This window comes from Pseudomonas sp. RL_105y_Pfl2_101 (genome assembly GCF_963970585.1).
Taxonomy (GTDB): domain Bacteria; phylum Pseudomonadota; class Gammaproteobacteria; order Pseudomonadales; family Pseudomonadaceae; genus Aquipseudomonas.
In genome coordinates this window covers 78,015-96,666 of the sequence record NZ_CAXAPG010000021.1, presented here as the reverse complement: position 1 = coordinate 96,666, position 18,652 = coordinate 78,015, and the positions used below count along the sequence as shown (strand labels likewise).

The following is an 18,652-nucleotide window of genomic DNA, read 5'->3' as shown; positions in this document are numbered from 1 at the left end:
GATCAACGTCCACGACGAGGCGGCCTAGTAGCCGACCTGGTTCTCCCGGTCGTACACCCATCCGATCTGTTTGAGCAGGACCTGTGGGAGCAAAGCTTGCTCGCGAGGCGGCCTGACAGCCGACCTGTCTCTCCCGGTTGTACTTCGATCAAACTGTGGGAGCGAGCCTGCTCGCGAAGGCGGCCTTGTAGCCGGCCTATCTTTTCACGGATGTACCCGATCAGTTGTGTGTGGATTTGTTCGCGAAGGTCGCCTGAAGGCCCTGGTGTGAAGGTTGGTCATTTCATGCCTAAGAAAAATATGTTGACTTTTCAAGTAGACCTAATCTTTCGCTGTCCACATTCCATAAAACGTGGACAGTTCCCCGTGCTGTTTTTTGAGCTGTCAAAAATATTTACGAGTCCGTTCTGAGAAGATCCCAGCAGAGGTCGAAGCAATATGCCTATGTCCCGCCGACTACCAAACCCGTGGCGAGGGAGATTGCTCCCGCTGGGGCGCGAAGCGGCCCCAAGAGCAGCGACTGCATCCATCTGGCGTACCGAGGTGTCAGGTTTGGGGCCGCTTCGCAGCCCAGCGGGAGCAATCTCCCTCGTCACGGGGGTTGCAGCGCCAGGAGGTGTGATGAGTCATTCATTTTTGTCGGAAGGATCACCGGCCCCGAAAGGAAACATCCCACAGCTTTTTAGGGTTGTCGCTCGGAAGTGGGCTCTCTAACCTTTGAACGTCGCTGCCATTCAGCGACCGGGTGTGGAAACCTGAACCTTTTAACAGTGCATGGCTGAACATCGTGTTGCCGACGTCTCATTTCGTCTGCAAACTGCGTCTTGGCGGCTGTGCGTGGGCAGACTTCGGTCTGGCCGGGTCCTGTTAACCGGTATTTCCACCCCGCGTACCGCTGCCACCTATTGTCGCGTGGAAACGACACAGGGATGGTTCCAATTTTATACAGGAGTATTACATATGGATAAGTCAGTCCCCGACCCACCCTTCAACAAAACCAACCCCCTTTCCGGCTTCGACGCCATCGAAGACCTACTCAAAGACCGCGCCGCTGCCGAGCGCGCCCTCAATCATTACCTCAAACCAAAAGCTCCAGAGCCAAGCACCGATCAGCGCATCGACAGCCTGTTCTCCGTCACCGCCAAAGCCGACGCTGACACACTACTGACCAGCACCTCCGAAACCCTGGCCTCGATAAAAGCCATGGCCGAGGACCTGGCCTTTGAAGTGGAGGGCACGCGGCGCAGCGTGGCGCTGGGGATTCATCAGTTAGTAGAGTTGTGCCAGTTGCTGGTTGACAAGGCGTTGGATCAGTTGGAAGCGCCGGCGAGCCCAGCACCTTGAGAGCCTCTGTACAGGCATACACCTGACAGATCTGACAGTAGCGACGCTGCGCACCTGGAGGTAGGTTGGATCCAGGCGCGCTCCACTTCTGTAGCGATGCCGTCATTGCTTAATTCATTGGAAGAGGTGTAATCATGGCCGCTAAAGAAATTCGCATATCTATCGAAGACCTGGATCGTGACGGTAGCCCTGAGGTTCTATTTGAGTTCTACAGCGGTAAGGAGCTTGATTTTTCAACCTCTGTGTCCTCCTCGTTGAAAAATGGTCGCTACGACAAGGTGGACGTAAAAGGAGATGCCGACGGAGATGGCGATTTTGATGCGCAGGATGATGAATTGTTCATCCAGCTCGCTAAAGCGGCCGTTGCCTTGCTGAAATAAGAATGTGATGTAAGGACCGTGTCGCCAGGCTAAGGGGTCCTTCCACAACAGGCGGATCAATTGCCATGAGTGCAATTGACCCGCCCCCTCGAATGGTTACTGCATCAACACCTCAACCATCCCTTCCGCCGTCATCGACACCTGGCTGGTGCCCGCTTCCACTTCAGGCGTAACCGACCCTGCATCCATCGACGCCGCTTTCATCATCATCTGCGGGCGCATGTACGGTTGTGGATAACCATTGGTATTGAAGTTCAGGTTGACGATTTTGTAACCCTTGCCGCCCAGGGCGTCGGTGGCCAGTTGGGCGCGGGCCTTGAAGGCGTTGACGGCGTCCTTGAGCAGGGCATCTTCGCTGCTTTTGCGGGTGGCGGTGGCGATGGCGAAGTCCATGCCGGCCATTTTCAGGTCGCCCAGCAGTTCGCCAGTGAGTTTGGACAGGGCGGCGAAGTCGGCGCTTTCCAGGCGCAGTTCGGCGCGCTCGCGCCAGCCGGTGATTTTCCCGCCTTTGTTGTCGTAGACCGGGTAGCTGTTGCGGCTGCCTTGGCGCAGGTTGATGTCCTTGACCTGCTTGGCCTGGCCGATGGCTTTGTTCAGCGTGGTGCTGACGGCGGCGGCGAGTTTGGCCGGGTCGGTGTTCTGTTCCTCGGTGTAGAGGGTGACGATCATCAGGTCGCGGGCCACTTCCTGGCTGACTTCGGCGCGCAGGGAGATCTGGTTGTAGTGAAGCTCATCGGCGGCCAGGGCCGGCAGGCTGGCGACGGTGCCGAGGCTGAGGGCGAGCAGGGCAGCGGGGCGACTGAACGTGTGCATGAAAGCTCCTTGGAATGATGCGCAGGGGTTGGTTCCGGGCCTGCGTGAACGATAAGACTCTAGCTTTTATGAGTGGGTTCGCACAGTTACAACTTCTATACAGATGCGAAGGTCGGTGGAGCTTTTGTGGCGAGGGAGCAAGCATCCGGGGCTGTGGCGCTTTGCCGCATATCTGCCGCTGCAAGCCGCGCCTTGGTTATACTCCGTGCGATTCGCCTGGAGCGCTCATCAGGAGAGCTCATGCTCGCCCCTTTGCAACTGACTTCCGCCTCTCGCCAGAACCTCTGGCGCCTGACGTTCATCCGCATCCTGGTCCTGGCGGCCCAGGCCGGTTCCGTGGGGCTCGCCTATTGGTTCGACCTGCTGCCGCTGCCCTGGCTGCAACTGGCGATCACCCTGGTCTGTTCCAGCGTGCTCTGTGCGCTGACGGCGATTCGCCTGCGTGCCTCATGGCCGGTGACCGAGCTGGAGTATGCCGTGCAGCTGGCCGGCGATTTGTTTATCCATAGCGCGCTGCTGTATTTCTCCGGCGGCTCCACCAACCCCTTCGTCTCTTATTACCTGGTGCCACTGACCATCGCCGCCGTGACGTTGCCGTGGCGATTTTCGCTGATTCTTTCTGGCATCGCCCTGGCGCTGTACACCTTGCTGCTGGCGCGCTTCTACCCGCTGGAAACGTTCCCCATCGCCCGGGAAAACCTGCAGATCTACGGCATGTGGCTGAGTTTCGCCCTGGCCGCGGGGGTCATCACTTTTTTTGCCGCGCGCATGGCCGAGGAGCTGCGCCGCCAGGAAGAACTGCGGGCCATTCGCCGCGAAGAGGGCCTGCGCGACGAGCAGTTGTTGGCCGTGGCGACCCAGGCCGCTGGCGCCGCTCATGAGTTGGGTACACCGCTGGCGACCATGAGCGTGCTGCTCAAGGAGATGCGCCAGGATCACCACGACCCGGCGCTGCAGGACGACCTCAGTGTGCTCCAGGACCAAGTCAAGCTCTGCAAGGAAACCCTGCAATACTTGGTGCGCGCCGCCGAGGCCAATCGCCGGCTGGACATCGACATGCAGGCGGTCACCTTCTGGCTCGACGATGCTCTGAACCGCTGGCACCTGATGCGCCCCGAAGCCAGTTATCGCTTCCAGTGCCTGGGCAAGGGCGTAGTGCCGCGCATGGCGCCGCCGCCGGACCTGACCCAGGCGTTGCTGAACCTGTTGAACAACGCCGCCGATGCCTGCCCCGAAGGCCTGGAAGTGGCGCTGGACTGGAATGCCGATGAACTGACCATCAGTATTCGCGACCACGGCGCCGGTGTACCGCTGGCGATTGCCGAGCAGATCGGTAAGCCGTTCTATACCACCAAGGGCAAAGGTTTCGGCCTGGGCCTGTTTTTGAGCAAAGCCAGCGTGACACGCGCCGGCGGCTCGGTGAAACTCTACCCCCATGAGGAAGGCGGCACGCTCACCGAGCTGCGCCTGCCCCATGCCGACCGAGGAGACGAACATGAGTGACGAGATCCAAGTCGACGGCGAAGAACTGCCGCACCTGTTGCTGGTAGATGACGACGCCACGTTTACCCGCGTCATGGCCCGGGCCATGTCCCGTCGCGGTTTTCGCGTCAGCACCGCAGGTTCTGCCGAGGAAGGCCTGATCATCGCCCAGGCCGACCTGCCGGACTACGCCGCCCTGGACCTGAAAATGGACGGCGACTCGGGCCTGGTGCTGCTGCCCAAGCTGTTGGAGCTGGACCCGGAGATGCGCGTGGTGATCCTCACCGGTTATTCGAGCATCGCCACGGCGGTCGAAGCCATCAAGCGCGGTGCCTGCAATTACCTGTGCAAACCGGCGGACGCCGATGATGTACTGGCGGCGCTGTTGTCCGAGCACGCTGACCTTGACACCCTGGTGCCGGAAAACCCCATGTCGGTGGATCGCCTGCAATGGGAGCACATCCAGCGGGTGCTGACCGAGCACGAAGGCAATATCTCCGCCACGGCCCGCGCCTTGGGCATGCACCGGCGGACTTTGCAGCGCAAATTGCAGAAGCGGCCCGTGCGCCGCTGAACCTGCGCTGAACAGGTGTTGTCCACCCTCGCGACACATCGGGCCGTTGTTTTATGATCGGCCCGAGTTTTTTCCCTATTGAGCCTTAACCATGAATCAGAACGCTGAATATTCCGCGGTCAATGACGCGGTGCGCGGGCAGTTTTTCCGCCGTGTCTGGCAAATGACCACGCCGTACTGGCGCAGTGAGGAGAAGGGCAAGGCCTGGACGCTGTTGATCGCCGTGATCGCACTGTCACTGTTCAGCGTGGCAATCTCGGTGTGGATCAACAGTTGGTACAAGGATTTCTACAACGCCCTGCAAGCGAAGGACAGCGCGGCGTTCTGGCAGTTGATCCTGTATTTCTGCGGCATCGCGGCGGTGGCGATCCTGGGCGCTGTCTACCGCTTGTACCTCACGCAGATGCTCACCATCCGCTGGCGGGCCTGGCTCACTGAGCAGCATTTCGCCCGTTGGCTCAGTGACAAGAACTATTACCGACTGGAGCAGGGCGGTTATACCGACAACCCGGACCAGCGGATTTCCGAAGACCTCAACAGTTTTACCACCAATACCCTGAGCCTGGGCTTGGGATTGCTGCGCACCGTGGTCAGCCTGGTGTCGTTCTCGATCATTTTGTGGGGCGTATCAGGCAGCCTCGAAGTGTTCGGCTACACCATCCCGGGCTACATGTTCTGGTGCGCGCTGGTGTATGCGGCGGTGGGCAGTTGGCTGACGCACCTGATCGGCCGACGTCTGATCGGTCTGAACAACAACCAGCAACGCTTCGAAGCCGACCTGCGTTTCTCCATGGTACGGGTACGCGAAAACGCCGAGAGCATTGCACTGTACAACGGCGAGCCGAACGAGAACCGTCGCCTGAGCGGGCGTTTCGGCCTGGTCTGGCATAACTTCTGGGACATCATGCGGGTGTCCAAGCGCCTGACGTTCTTCACCTCCGGCTACGGCCAGATCGCGATTATTTTCCCGTTCATTGTCGCCGCGCCGCGCTACTTCACCGGCAAGATCCAGTTGGGCGAGCTCATGCAGATCAACTCGGCCTTCGGCAATGTGCAAGAGAACTTCAGCTGGTTCATCAGCGCTTATGCCGAGCTCGCTGCGTGGCGCGCCACCTGTGATCGTCTACTGAGCTTTCGCCAGGCCATGAGCGACAACGAAGACCGCGTGCCGGCCATTGACGTGCAAAACCAGGGCGATGCGTTGAAGGTGCGCAACCTGGGACTGGACCTGGCCGACGCTCGCCATCTGCTCAACAACGCCGACATGACTGTGGAGCCGGGCGAACGGGTGATGCTCAGTGGTCGTTCGGGCAGTGGCAAGTCGACACTGCTGCGGGCGATGGGGCATTTATGGCCGGCAGGGCACGGGACGATCCGGCTTCCGGCGGCGCGTTACCTGTTCCTGCCGCAGAAGCCTTATCTGCCGATTGGCAGCCTGCGTGAGGTATTGAGTTATCCACAGGCCGGCGATATCTATCCCACCGAACGTTATGCCCAGGTGCTAGACACCTGCCGCCTGCCCCACCTGATTGCACGGCTGGATGAAAGCAACCACTGGCAGCGCATGCTCTCGCCCGGCGAGCAGCAACGCTTGGCCTTTGCCCGCGCATTGCTTTATGCACCGCAATGGTTGTACATGGACGAAGCCACGTCGGCGATGGATGAAGAAGACGAGGCGACCCTGTACCAGGCGCTGATTGACCAGTTGCCGGGCCTGAGCATCGTCAGCGTTGGCCACCGAAGCAGTTTGAAACGGTTCCATCCACGACATGTGCGTATCGAAAATGGCCAACTCCTGGAGCGTGCAGTGACCGCCTGAGCACCACAAAACCTGTGGGAGCGGGCTTGCTCGCGATAGCGGTGTATCAGTTGATATGGATGTGGCTGACCCGCCGCCAGCGCGAGCAAGCTTGCTTTCACAAGGGTTTGTGGTGAGTCGGATGTTTTCGTCTACAACCGATTCAGTGTGGGAGCGAGCCTGCTCGCGATGGAGGCGACCCGGCCCCTGCACAAGACTCATTGATGCACCCACGGTGATCGTACAACCACGTTGCGCTATGATGATGCCATTCAGCCGTTTACCGAGACACAGCCCCATGGAAAACCCGATCGAAGTACCACGCTTTCCCCGCAAGCGTCGCAGCCTGGCGCAGGAGCTGGTGACGGTGTTGACCGAGCAGATTCGCGACGGCCTGCTCAAGCGTGGCGATAAATTGCCCACCGAGTCAGCGATCATGGAAGCCCATGGTGTCAGCCGTACCGTGGTGCGCGAGGCGATTTCCCGCTTGCAGGCGGCCGGCCAGGTGGAAACGCGCCATGGCATTGGCACTTTCGTGCTGGACACGCCGAGCCCAAGCGGTTTTCGCATCGACCCGGCCACGGTGGTCACTTTGCGTGACGTGCTGGCGATCCTGGAATTGCGCATCAGCCTGGAGGTGGAATCCGCTGGGCTTGCGGCGCAGCGACGCAGCGACGAGCAACTGGCCGCGATGCGCGCCGCCCTCGACGCCTTGAACGAAAGCGCCGCCCACGCCAGCGATGCGGTGGCCTCGGACTTCGCCTTCCACCTGGAAATCGCCCTGTCCACCGGCAATCGCTACTTCACTGACATCATGACTCACCTGGGCACCAGCATCATTCCACGTACCCGGGTGAACTCGGCGCGTTTGGCCCACGATGACCAGCAGCGCTACATGAATCGTCTGAGCCGTGAGCACGAGGAGATCTACGACGCCATCGCCCGCCAGGACTCCGAGGCGGCCCGCGCGGCCATGCGTCTGCACCTGACCAACAGCCGTGAAAGGCTGCGCCAGGCCCATGAAGAGGCGCAGGCACAGGGCTAGCTGCTGTCAGTTGAGATGAGGTGAGTCACACAGATACTGCGTTGCTGCTCGCTTACCAGCCGACAAACGCACGGAGATGGCTACTACGCCTTGACCCGCAACATTTGCGGCTCGGATGTATCGGGATCCCAGCTCTCGTAGCTAACCTCATAACGAAGCTCAACCAATTTGCCGATGTAAGCTGTCAAGTCGGCATTGGTTAGCGTCATTGTCACATCCTTGCAGGGCGTACCTTCCTCGCCCTCGGTCAGCGGTGTAAACGCGCCTACCGGAGTTGGAGACGTCGAGCCGACGCCCAGAGTCAGTCGGGCGTTTGAGTAGGGGTCGAAATCTGCATCCGGAATCTTCACGGTCAACGTCTCTACCTGTGACAAGTTGATCGTGACTTCCCCTGTGGTTGGAAAACCCTTGAGCGTCGGTTTCGCATAGCTCTTCGCCATGATGTCACTCCCTGTGAGGCAGCCCTGATCGTCGCGTACGGGCGACTCACTTAAAAGATTGTGAAAGGGACTACGGCCGTGCACAGCACAGCCATGCCTGGGTTATGCCCCCTTGCCATAACGGCGGCTACTGACAGAGTTGACAGTCGCGATGAGCGGTCCTAGTGCTCGTTCGGCAAGTTTCGTCAGTCTTTTCCCTCCGGCTCAAAAGCCCGATTTACAAGGTTTTGCGACAAACGCCTCAACCCCGACACCCGACAAAAGACGAAATGCAGTTGACGTTCATATTTTAAGTTGTACGATGACCTACAACTTCGCATGAAGCTGAACCGTTTCCTACAACACATCATTTGCGTCCAGGGTGTTCGAATAATGAATCCACAAGAACTGAAGTCCATCCTCTCGTCGGGCCTGCTGTCGTTCCCGGTCACCGATTTCACAGCCCTTGGCGATTTCAATCGCGACAGCTACATCAAGCGCCTCGAGTGGCTGGCCCCGTATGGCGCCTCTGCATTGTTCGCTGCGGGCGGCACCGGTGAATTCTTCTCCCTGGCCGCCAGCGAGTATTCCCAAGTCATCAAGACCGCCGTCGATACCTGCGCCACCAGCGTGCCAATCCTTGCCGGTGTTGGCGGTGCCACTCGCCAGGCCATCGAATACGCCCAAGAAGCCGAGCGCCTGGGTGCCAAGGGCCTGTTGCTGCTGCCGCATTACCTGACCGAAGCCAGCCAGGACGGCGTTGCCGCCCACGTTGAAGCGGTGTGCAAATCGGTGAAAATCGGCGTGGTGGTGTACAACCGCAACGTCTGCCGCCTGAACGCCACGTTGCTGGAGCAACTGGCCGAGCGCTGCCCGAACCTGATCGGCTACAAGGATGGCCTGGGCGATATCGAGCTGATGGTGTCGATCCGTCGCCGCCTCGGCGATCGTTTCAGCTACCTGGGCGGCCTGCCGACCGCTGAAGTCTACGCCGCGGCCTACAAGGCCCTGGGCGTGCCGGTCTACTCTTCGGCGGTGTTCAACTTCATCCCGAAAACCGCGATGGATTTCTACCACGCCATTGCCCGTGACGATCACGAGACTGTCGGCAAGATCATCGACGACTTCTTCCTGCCGTACCTGGACATCCGCAACCGCAAGGCCGGTTACGCGGTGAGCATCGTCAAGGCTGGCGCGAAGATCGTTGGTTATGACGCGGGCCCTGTGCGCACGCCGCTGACCGACCTGTTGCCCGAAGAATACGAAGCCCTGGCCGCGCTGATCGACAAGCAAGGCAAGCAGTAACAGACCCGATAAGGCCGCTGAGCAATCAGCGGCTTTTTGCGTAAGGCTTGATCGTTCCCACGCATCGCGTGGAAGCGCAGCCAGGGACGTTCTGCGTTCCTAGACCGCTTTTGTAGAAGGAGTAGCTCCGTGGCAGATTCAAAGCGTTTCGATAACTACATCAATGGTCAGTGGGTGGCCGGTGCTGACTACTGCACCAACATCAACCCGTCTGATTTGTCCGATGTCATCGGTGAGTACGCCAAGGCTGACGCAGCGCAAGTCAATGCCGCCATCGAAGCCGCCCGCGTCGCCTTCCCGGCCTGGTCGACCTCGGGCATTCAGGCCCGTCATGATGCGCTAGACAAAGTCGGCAGCGAGATCCTCGCCCGCCGTGAAGAGCTCGGCCAACTGCTGGCCCGGGAAGAGGGCAAGACCCTGCCCGAAGCCATTGGCGAAGTGACCCGCGCCGGCAACATTTTCAAATTCTTCGCCGGTGAATGCCTGCGCCTGTCGGGCGATTACGTACCGTCGGTGCGCCCAGGCGTCAATGTTGAAGTTACCCGCGAAGCCCTCGGCGTGGTCGGCCTGATCACGCCGTGGAATTTCCCGATCGCCATTCCGGCGTGGAAAATCGCCCCGGCCCTGGCCTACGGCAACTGCGTGGTGATCAAGCCCGCCGAGCTGGTGCCGGGCTGTGCCTGGGCCCTGGCCGAGATCATTTCCCGTGCCGGTTTCCCGGCGGGTGCGTTCAATCTGGTGATGGGCAGCGGCCGTGTGGTTGGCGAAGTGCTGGTCAATAGCCCGAAAGTCGACGGCATCAGCTTTACCGGTTCGGTGGGCGTGGGGCGGCAGATCGCCGTCAACTGCGTGTCGCGCCAGGCCAAGGTGCAGTTGGAGATGGGCGGCAAGAACCCGCAGATCATCCTCGATGACGCCGACCTCAAGCAGGCTGTCGAACTGGCGGTGCAGAGCGCGTTCTACTCCACCGGGCAGCGTTGCACGGCTTCAAGTCGCCTGATCGTCACCGCCGGTATCCATGACACGTTCGTCGAGGCCATGGCCGAGCGCATGCAGTCGATCAAGGTGGGTCATGCATTGAAGGCGGGCACTGATATCGGCCCGGTGGTTTCCGAAGCTCAGCTCAGCCAGGACTTGAAGTACATTGATATCGGCCAGAGCGAAGGTGCACGGCTGGTCAGCGGTGGTGGTTTGGTGACGTGCGACACTGAAGGTTACTTCCTGGCGCCGACCCTGTTCGCCGACAGCGAAGCCTCGATGCGCATCAGCCGCGAAGAGATCTTCGGCCCGGTGGCCAACGTGGTGCGCGTGGCTGACTACGAGGCGGCACTGGCGATGGCCAACGACACCGAGTTCGGTCTGTCGGCTGGTATCGCCACCACGTCGCTGAAGTATGCCAACCACTTCAAGCGCCATTCCCAGGCAGGCATGGTGATGGTCAACCTACCGACCGCCGGCGTGGATTATCACGTGCCATTCGGCGGGCGCAAAGGCTCGTCCTATGGTTCGCGTGAGCAAGGTCGCTACGCGCAAGAGTTCTACACCGTGGTGAAGACTTCCTACATCGGCTCCTGATACAGCGCAACACCCTTGTAGGAGCTGCACTCGACAGCTCCTACAGGGCGTAACACCGCGCTGACCCGTATAAAAATAATGAGTGGAAGTAGATTTACATGCAAGAAACCAAGCCGACTCGCGTCCGCTGTTTGATCCTGCTCATGCTGTTTTTGGTGACGACGATCAATTACGCCGACCGCGCAACCATCGCTATCGCCGGCTCCAGCCTGCAGAAAGACCTCGGCATCGATGCCGTTACCCTCGGTTATATCTTCTCCGCCTTCGGCTGGGCCTACGTGGCCGGGCAGATTCCGGGCGGCTGGCTGCTTGACCGGTTCGGGTCAAAAAAAATCTATGCTTTGAGCATCTTCACTTGGTCGCTGTTCACCGTGCTGCAAGGCTATGTCGGTGAGTTCGGTGTCTCCACCGCCGTGGTGGCGCTGTTCATGTTGCGTTTTCTGGTTGGGCTGGCCGAGGCGCCTTCCTTCCCAGGCAACGCCCGCATCGTCGCGGCCTGGTTCCCCACCGCTGAACGCGGCACCGCTTCGGCGATTTTCAACTCGGCCCAGTATTTCGCGACGGTGTTGTTTGCACCGCTGATGGGCTGGATTGTCTACCGCTTCGGCTGGCAGCACGTGTTCATCGTGATGGGCGTGGTCGGTATCGTGTTCTCGCTGGTCTGGCTGAAAATTATCCACAGCCCGCGTCAGCACCCGATGATCAACGAGGCCGAGTTCAATTACATCGCCGCTAATGGGGCGATGGTCGACATGGACCAGGATAAGGGCAAGGATAAGAACACCGACGGTCCGAAGTGGGATTACATCCGCCAACTGCTGACCAACCGCATGATGCTCGGCGTGTATCTGGGCCAGTACTGCATCAACGGCATCACCTACTTCTTCCTGACCTGGTTCCCGGTGTACCTGGTGCAGGAGCGCGGCATGACCATCCTCAAGGCTGGTTTCATCGCGTCCCTGCCGGCGATCTGCGGTTTCATCGGCGGCGTGCTGGGCGGGGTGATTTCCGACTACCTGCTGCGCAAGGGCCACTCGCTGACTTTCGCCCGCAAGGCGCCGATCATCGCTGGCCTGCTGGTGTCCAGCAGCATCGTGGCGTGCAACTACGTGGACATCGAATGGATGGTGGTGGGCTTCATGGCCCTGGCCTTCTTCGGTAAAGGCGTCGGCGCACTGGGCTGGGCCGTGGTCTCCGATACTTCGCCAAAACAGATCGCCGGTTTGAGCGGTGGCCTGTTCAACACCTTCGGTAACCTGGCATCGATCACCACACCAATCGTCATCGGCTACATCATCAACGCTACCGGCTCGTTCAAGTGGGCGCTGGTGTTTGTCGGCTGCAACGCGCTGGTGGCGGTGTTCAGCTACCTGGTCATCGTGGGGCCGATCAAACGTGTCGTGCTCAAAGAACCCACGGCCAAGGGTGATCAATTTTCCAGCCTGTCTGAAGCTAAATCCTGAAGGAGCGGCGTCCATGCAACTGATTGAACATGCCGATTCGCCGCGTTATATCCGCCTGCATGAGCGGGACAATGTGGTGATCGTCGTCAATGACCAGGGCGTACCGTCCGGGACCGAGTTCCCGGACGGCCTGGTCACCGTCGACTTTGTACCGCAGAGCCACAAGGTCACGCTGCAGGATATTCCCCAGGGCGGCGAGGTGATTCGCTACGGTCAGGTCATTGGCTACGCGCTGCAACCGATTCCCCGTGGCAGTTGGGTCAAGGAGGACCAGTTGCGCATGCCCACCGCACCGCCGCTGAACAGCCTGCCGCTGTCCACCGATGTACCGCTGGCCGATGCGCCGCTGGAGGGTTACACCTTCGAGGGCTACCGCAACGCCGACGGTACCGTCGGCACGCGCAATATCCTGGGCATCACCACCACGGTGCAGTGCGTGACCGGGGTGCTGGACCATGCGGTCAAGCGCATCAAGGACGAGTTGCTGCCCAAGTACCCCAACGTCGATGACGTGGTGGCGCTGACCCACAGCTATGGCTGTGGCGTGGCGATCACTGCCACCGACGCCTACATACCGATCCGCACCGTACGCAACCTGGCGCGCAACCCGAACCTGGGGGGCGAAGCACTGGTGATCAGCCTGGGCTGCGAGAAATTGCAGGCCGGGCAGGTGATGCATGAGAACGACAGCTCGGTGGACCTCAGCGAGCCTTGGTTGTATCGCTTGCAGGATGCCAGTCACGGTTTCACCGAGATGATCGAACAGATCATGGAACTGGCCGAGACCCGCCTGAAGAAACTCGACCAGCGCCGCCGTCAAACCGTACCGGCTTCGGAGCTGATCCTGGGCATGCAATGTGGTGGCAGCGATGCGTTTTCCGGCATCACTGCCAACCCGGCGCTGGGCTTCGCCTCGGACCTGCTGCTGCGGGCCGGGGCGACGGTGATGTTCTCCGAAGTCACCGAAGTGCGCGATGCGATCTACCTGCTGACCTCTCGGGCACAAACCCAGGAAGTGGCTCAGGAACTGGTGCGCGAAATGGACTGGTACGACCGTTACCTGGCCAAGGGCGAAGCCGATCGTAGCGCCAATACCACGCCGGGCAACAAGAAGGGCGGGCTGTCGAACATTGTCGAAAAATCCCTGGGCTCGATCGTCAAGTCCGGCAGCAGCGCGATCAATGGCGTGCTCGGCCCAGGCGAGCGCTTCAAGCAAAAAGGCCTGATCTTCTGCGCCACGCCGGCCAGTGACTTTGTCTGCGGCACGCTGCAACTGGCGGCGGGGATGAACCTGCACGTGTTCACCACCGGTCGCGGCACGCCGTACGGCTTGGCCATGGCTCCGGTGGTGAAGGTCTCGACCCGCACCGAACTGGCCCAGCGCTGGCCGGACCTGATCGACATCGACGCCGGCCGGATCGCCACCGGACGCGCGACTATCGAAGAGTTGGGCTGGGAGCTGTTCCACTACTACCTGGACGTGGCCAGCGGCAAGAAACAGACCTGGGCCGAGCGGCACAAGCTGTACAACGACATCACCTTGTTCAACCCTGCGCCGATTACCTGATCCTGGCCTTGGGGGGTAGCGATTGATCGTTCCCACGCTCCGCGTGGGAATGCCTCAACGGACGCTCCGCGTTCGATTCTTGGAACGCGGAGCGTCCTTGGCTGCATTCCCACGCAGAGCGTGGGAACGATCAGTGGGAAAGTGGCTTATCATTAGCCACCTAACGACACCCCTCTCAAGGTCCCCGGCATGCTGGCAATTTTCCTCGAAACCCTGAACATCACCGCGCCGGTGTTTGCCATGTTGTTTCTGGGGACGTTGCTCAAGCGCATCTATTGGATCAACGACAATTTCATCCACATGGCCTCGTCCCTGGTGTTCAACGTCACCATGCCGGCGCTGTTGTTCCTCGGTATCCTGCATGCCGATCTCCACGCGGCATTGCAGCCGGACCTGTTGATCTATTTTTCCATTGCCACCCTGGTGTGCTTTGCCGTGGCCTGGGGCTGGGCGATCTGGCGTTGCCCGCGTGAGGACCGTGGCATCTATACCCAAGGCGCCTTTCGCGGCAACAACGGCGTGATCGGCCTGGCACTGGCAGCGAGCATGTACGGCGACTACGGGATTTCCCTGGGGGCGATTCTTGCGGCGCTGGTGATCCTGTTCTACAACACTCTGTCGACCATTGTGCTGGCGGTCTACAGCCCGGTGATCAAGTCCGATCCCTGGAGTATCTGCAAAAGCGTGGTCAGCAACCCGCTGATCATCAGTGTGGTCGTAGCCGCGCCGTTGGCCTATTGGCAGGTAGGCCTGCCGAACTGGTTCGAAACCTCGGCCAAATACCTTGCCCAGATGACCTTGCCCCTGGCGTTGATCTGCATCGGTGGCACGTTGTCGCTGGCGGCCCTGCGTAAGAGCGGCAAGATGGCCTTGAGTTCGAGTCTGGTGAAAATGATCGGCCTGCCGCTGCTGGCCACCCTGGGCGCCTGGCTTTGGGGGTTTCGCGGGACGGAACTGGGGATCCTGTTCCTGTACTTCGGCAGCCCCACCGCCGCCGCCAGTTACGTCATGGCCCGGGCGGCCGACGGCAACCATGAACTGGCGGCGGCGATCATCGTGATCACCACGCTGATGGCGGCGATCACCACCAATTTGGGGATTTTTGTGTTGCAGTGGGGTGGGTGGATCTAGCTTCAGATTTGCAGCGTTCTTTCGATCCATTCGCGAGCAAGCCCCACATTCGACCGCGTTTCCATGGAAGAACGCCGTCAATGTGGGAGCGGGCTTACTCGCGAAGAGGGCTGACCTAACACTGCAAGACTCAGGCTTTTACTCCGGCTTCTGGTAGCTATCGATCACTTCCTGCGCCGCCCGAAATGCATCGATCGCCGCCGGCACGCCCGCGTACACCGCGCAATGCAGCAATGCCTCGCGAATCTCTTCCACCGTACAGCCGTTGTTCAGCGCGCCACGCACGTGGCCTTTGAGTTCCTGGGGGCACTTGAGGGCGGTGAGGGCGGCCAGGGTGATCAGGCTGCGGGTCTTCAGCGGCAGGCCTTCGCGGCTCCAGACGCTGCCCCAGGCATGCTCATTGACGAAATCCTGCAATGGCTGGGTGAATTCGGTGGCGTTGCCCAGGGCGCGGTCGACGAACGCGTCGCCCATGACCTGGCGACGCATGTCCAGGCCGGTCTTTGGAGTGTCGGTCATGGCAAATCCCTCTTGTGATGTTGACGGCGCCAGGCGCGCAGGGAGGTGAACAGCAAAAACGCGAGCAGGGTCGGCAGCACATAGAACAGCATCAGCCGTTCCAGTTGGCCGGCCAGGGGCATGCCGGTGGTGAAGGAGATCACGTGCAGCCCATAGGCCAGGTACAAACCCAGTAACAGCAGGCCTTCGGCGCGGGTGACACGATACCCGGAATAGAACACCGGCAAGCACAGCACCGCCACGCCGAGCATCACCGGCAGGTCGAAGTCCAGGGCGTTCGGTGAGACCGACAGTGGCGTGGGGGCGGCGAGGGCGGTTATGCCCAATACCCCGAGCAGGTTGAACAGGTTACTGCCGATGACGTTGCCGACCGCAATGTCCCGCTGGCCGCGCAGGGCGGCGATCAACGAGGTGGCCAGCTCCGGCAGCGAGGTGCTGACGGCGACAATGGTCAGGCCGATGATGCGTTCCGAGAGCCCCAGGTCCGTCGCCACTTCCACCGCTGCGGCCAGCAGCAGGTGCCCGGCGAAAACCAGCATGGCCAAGCCCAGCACGATCATCGACAGGCTCTTGGGCCAGGATCCCTGGGCCACGGTGATACGCAGGGCGTGCGGCCGCCCCGAGTGTCGCGATTGGCGTAGCAACAGACCCAGGTACACCACCAGGGCCACCAGCAGCCATACGCCGTCCAACCGGGTCAGTTCCTCATTCCAGGCCAGCACGAACACCAGCAGGCTGGCACCGATCATCAACGGGATGTCCAGGCGCACCAGTTGGCGTGAGACGCGCAACGGAATGATCAGCGCCGACAGCCCGAGGGTGACGAGGATGTTGAAGATGCTGCTGCCGATCACGCTGCCCACGGCGATGTCGGCGTTTTGCGCCAGGGTCGCCTGCAGGCTGACGGCCATTTGTGGGGCGCTGCTGCCGAACGCGACGACGGTCAGGCCGATGATCAGCGGTCGTACCTGCAAGCGTGCCGCCAGGCCCACGGCGGCGCGCACCAGCAGTTCGGCACCGCCGATCAGCAACAGCAGGGCGCCGAACAATTCGATCAGGCTGAGCAGCGGTAGGGCGGTGAGTAGGGAAATGGCCGGGCTCCGTCTATCAGTCGTCGAGGGCTTGCACCCGCACCCGTGCGGTGCCGCTGCGCAACATGCCCAGTCGCTCGGCGGCTTCGCGGGACACGTCGATCAAACGGCCACGAGTATACGGGCCGCGGTCATTGATGCGGACCACCACACTGTCGTTGTTTTTCAGGTTGGTGACTTTCACCCGGGTGCCGAACGGCAACCGGCGATGGGCGGCGGTCAGGCCATTCTGGTTGAAACGCTCGCCGCTGGCGGTGCGCTTGCCATGGTGCCGGGCACCGTAATAGGAGGCGACGCCGGCCTGGTCGTAGCCGTGTGGATCGACCGTCCCGCTCTGGCTGGCGCAACCGGCCAACAGGGACAGTAGCGCGCAGGCGCCGAGGAGACGCTTCATGTAGGGTTTTCCAAATACAAATGTGGGAGCGAGCAGTGGGGGCAAAGCCTGTGGGAGCAAAACTTGCTCGCGACGAACGATAACGCGGTCCACTGAGGGATCGAGGTGTCTTCATCGCGAGCAAGTTTTGCTCCCACAGGCTCGCTCCCGCAAGGGCGAAGGGAGCCAGGCGTGATATCTGGCTCCATGGCAATCAGCCCTCGAGCTTGCTTTTGAGCAGTTCGTTGACCTGTTGCGGGTTGGCCTTGCCCTTGGAGGCTTTCATGGCCTGGCCGACGAAGAAGCCGAACATCTTGCCGCGCTTGGCTTCGTCTGCCGCACGGTACTGTTCGACCTGCTCGGCGTTGGCCGCGAGCATTTCATCGAGCACGGCGCAAATGGCGCCGCTGTCGGTGACCTGCTTCAAGCCGCGCTTCTCGATGATCTCGTCGGCGCTGCCTTCACCATTGGCCATGGCTTCAAACACCATCTTGGCGATCTTGCCGGAAATGGTGTTGTCCTTGATCCGCACCAGCATGCCGCCCAGTTGCTCGGCCGAGACCGGCGACTCATCGATTTCCAGGCCCTGCTTGTTCAACAGGCTGCCCAGCTCGACCATCACCCAGTTGGCCGCCAGCTTGGCGTCGCCGCCGATGCTTACGACTTTCTCGAAGTAATCGGCTTGTTCGCGGCTGGTGGCCAGGACGTTGGCGTCATAGCTCGACAGCCCGAATTGCGCCTGGAAGCGCTCGCGTTTTTGCGGTGGCAGTTCCGGCAGGGTGGCGCGTACTTCGTCGAGGAACGTGTTCTCGATGACCACCGGCAGCAGGTCCGGGTCGGGGAAGTAACGGTAGTCGTTGGCTTCTTCCTTGCTGCGCATCGGACGGGTCTCGTCCTTGTTCGGGTCGTACAGGCGGGTCTGCTGGATGACCTTGCCACCGTCTTCGATCAGTTCGATCTGGCGCTGGATCTCGCTGTTGATCGCCTTCTCGATGAAGCGGAACGAGTTGACGTTCTTGATCTCGCAGCGGGTGCCGAATTCGACCTGGCCTTTGGGGCGGATCGACACGTTGCAGTCGCAGCGCAGCGAGCCTTCGGCCATGTTGCCGTCGCAGATGCCCAGGTAGCGCACCAATGCGTGGATCGCCTTGACGTAGGCCACGGCTTCCTTGGCGCTGCGCATGTCCGGCTCGGAGACGATTTCCAGCAGCGGCGTGCCGGCGCGGTTCAGGTCGATACCGGAGGCACCGTTGAATTCTTCGTGCAGGCTCTTGCCGGCGTCTTCTTCCAGGTGCGCACGGGTGATGCCGACGCGCTTGACCGTGCCGTCTTCCAGGGCGATGTCCAGGTGGCCCTTGCCAACGATCGGCAATTCCATCTGGCTGATCTGGTAGCCCTTGGGCAGATCCGGGTAGAAGTAGTTCTTGCGGGCGAACACGTTGTGTTGGCCGATCTCGGCGTCAATCGCCAGGCCGAACATCACCGCCATGCGCACCGCTTCGGCGTTGAGTACCGGCAGTACACCGGGCATGCCCAGGTCGACCAGGCTGGCCTGGGTGTTGGGCTCGGAGCCGAATGTGGTGGAACTACCGGAAAAGATTTTCGACCGGGTGGTGAGCTGTGTATGAATCTCCAGCCCGATCACGACTTCCCATTGCATGTGTTTCTCCTCAGAAGTCTTATCAGGGGATTTTGAAACGTCGCGAGCGAAGGTAAGGCAAGGCGAAAACTGGCGAGAAAGCGGAGTTGACTTTAGTCAATGAGCATTTCGAG

At 60.7% G+C, this 18,652-nt stretch carries 16 protein-coding genes and 1 pseudogene; 11 read left to right on the top strand and 6 right to left on the bottom strand.

From position 1 onward, the window contains the following. The first annotated feature begins 960 nt into the window (after nt 1-960). A complete protein-coding gene (locus tag AACY31_RS20235; protein ID WP_339492360.1) occupies nt 961-1,344 on the top strand; it encodes a DUF6124 family protein in 384 nt (127 codons plus the stop codon). Between the two features lie 134 nt (nt 1,345-1,478). Next, nucleotides 1,479-1,724, top strand: a complete 246-nt coding sequence (locus tag AACY31_RS20230) for a hypothetical protein (RefSeq protein ID WP_339479019.1) — start codon at nt 1,479-1,481, stop codon at nt 1,722-1,724. Nucleotides 1,725-1,820: 96 nt separating this feature from the next. Here the strand turns inward: AACY31_RS20230 and AACY31_RS20225 are convergent, their stop codons facing one another. Further along, entirely contained in the window at nt 1,821-2,537 is a 717-nt protein-coding gene (locus AACY31_RS20225) for an SIMPL domain-containing protein (RefSeq protein WP_339479018.1), read from the bottom strand. A gap of 240 nt (nt 2,538-2,777) precedes the next feature. Here AACY31_RS20225 and AACY31_RS20220 point away from each other — a divergent pair, with 240 nt between their 5' ends. The 4 genes from AACY31_RS20220 to AACY31_RS20205 all read left to right on the top strand — a co-directional run bounded on the left by AACY31_RS20220 (nt 2,778) and on the right by AACY31_RS20205 (nt 7,436). Next, nucleotides 2,778-4,040, top strand: coding sequence for an ATP-binding protein (locus AACY31_RS20220; protein ID WP_339479017.1), 1,263 nt, complete (start codon nt 2,778-2,780; stop codon nt 4,038-4,040). Continuing rightward, nucleotides 4,033-4,593, top strand: a complete 561-nt coding sequence (locus AACY31_RS20215) for a response regulator transcription factor (protein WP_339479016.1) — start codon at nt 4,033-4,035, stop codon at nt 4,591-4,593. The genes AACY31_RS20220 and AACY31_RS20215 overlap by 8 nt, the downstream gene beginning before the upstream one ends. Before the next feature lie 91 nt (nt 4,594-4,684). After that, a complete protein-coding gene (locus AACY31_RS20210; protein WP_339479014.1) occupies nt 4,685-6,412 on the top strand; it encodes an ABC transporter ATP-binding protein/permease in 1,728 nt (575 codons plus the stop codon). 277 nt (nt 6,413-6,689) lie between these two features. Further along, nucleotides 6,690-7,436, top strand: coding sequence for a FadR/GntR family transcriptional regulator (locus AACY31_RS20205; RefSeq protein WP_003197797.1), 747 nt, complete (start codon nt 6,690-6,692; stop codon nt 7,434-7,436). An 83-nt stretch (nt 7,437-7,519) separates the two neighbouring features. Here the strand turns inward: AACY31_RS20205 and AACY31_RS20200 are convergent, their stop codons facing one another. Beyond that, nucleotides 7,520-7,876, bottom strand: a complete 357-nt coding sequence (locus AACY31_RS20200; protein WP_189664601.1) for a hypothetical protein — start codon at nt 7,874-7,876, stop codon at nt 7,520-7,522. A gap of 372 nt (nt 7,877-8,248) precedes the next feature. On the opposite strand from AACY31_RS20200, the gene kdgD reads away from it, so the two are divergent. From kdgD to AACY31_RS20175, 5 genes are all read left to right on the top strand, one after another. Continuing rightward, entirely contained in the window at nt 8,249-9,160 is a 912-nt protein-coding gene (gene kdgD, locus AACY31_RS20195; RefSeq protein WP_339479010.1) for a 5-dehydro-4-deoxyglucarate dehydratase, read from the top strand. A gap of 129 nt (nt 9,161-9,289) precedes the next feature. Beyond that, complete coding sequence (locus AACY31_RS20190) at nt 9,290-10,735, top strand: aldehyde dehydrogenase family protein (protein ID WP_339479009.1); 1,446 nt, start codon at nt 9,290-9,292, stop codon at nt 10,733-10,735. A 98-nt stretch (nt 10,736-10,833) separates the two neighbouring features. Then, nucleotides 10,834-12,198, top strand: a complete 1,365-nt coding sequence (locus AACY31_RS20185) for an MFS transporter (RefSeq protein WP_339479007.1) — start codon at nt 10,834-10,836, stop codon at nt 12,196-12,198. 13 nt (nt 12,199-12,211) lie between these two features. Further along, nucleotides 12,212-13,765, top strand: coding sequence for a galactarate dehydratase (garD, locus tag AACY31_RS20180; RefSeq protein WP_339479005.1), 1,554 nt, complete (start codon nt 12,212-12,214; stop codon nt 13,763-13,765). A 189-nt stretch (nt 13,766-13,954) separates the two neighbouring features. Further along, nucleotides 13,955-14,896, top strand: a complete 942-nt coding sequence (locus AACY31_RS20175; RefSeq protein ID WP_339492356.1) for an AEC family transporter — start codon at nt 13,955-13,957, stop codon at nt 14,894-14,896. A gap of 138 nt (nt 14,897-15,034) precedes the next feature. On the opposite strand, the gene AACY31_RS20170 is transcribed toward AACY31_RS20175, so the two are convergent. The 4 genes and pseudogenes from AACY31_RS20170 to gatB all read right to left on the bottom strand — a co-directional run. Further along, on the bottom strand, nt 15,035-15,415 hold the full coding sequence (locus AACY31_RS20170; protein ID WP_003177973.1) for a carboxymuconolactone decarboxylase family protein: 381 nt from the start codon (nt 15,413-15,415) through the stop codon (nt 15,035-15,037). Beyond that, nucleotides 15,412-16,473, bottom strand: coding sequence for a calcium/sodium antiporter (locus AACY31_RS20165; protein WP_339479197.1), 1,062 nt, complete (start codon nt 16,471-16,473; stop codon nt 15,412-15,414). Before AACY31_RS20165 ends, AACY31_RS20170 begins: the two co-directional genes overlap by 4 nt. Before the next feature lie 49 nt (nt 16,474-16,522). Continuing rightward, nucleotides 16,523-16,900, bottom strand: a complete 378-nt coding sequence (locus AACY31_RS20160) for a septal ring lytic transglycosylase RlpA family protein (RefSeq protein WP_339505014.1) — start codon at nt 16,898-16,900, stop codon at nt 16,523-16,525. A 193-nt stretch (nt 16,901-17,093) separates the two neighbouring features. Beyond that, nucleotides 17,094-18,545, bottom strand: a pseudogene (gatB, locus tag AACY31_RS20155) (Asp-tRNA(Asn)/Glu-tRNA(Gln) amidotransferase subunit GatB); the annotation flags it as partial. Nucleotides 18,546-18,652 lie beyond the last annotated feature (107 nt).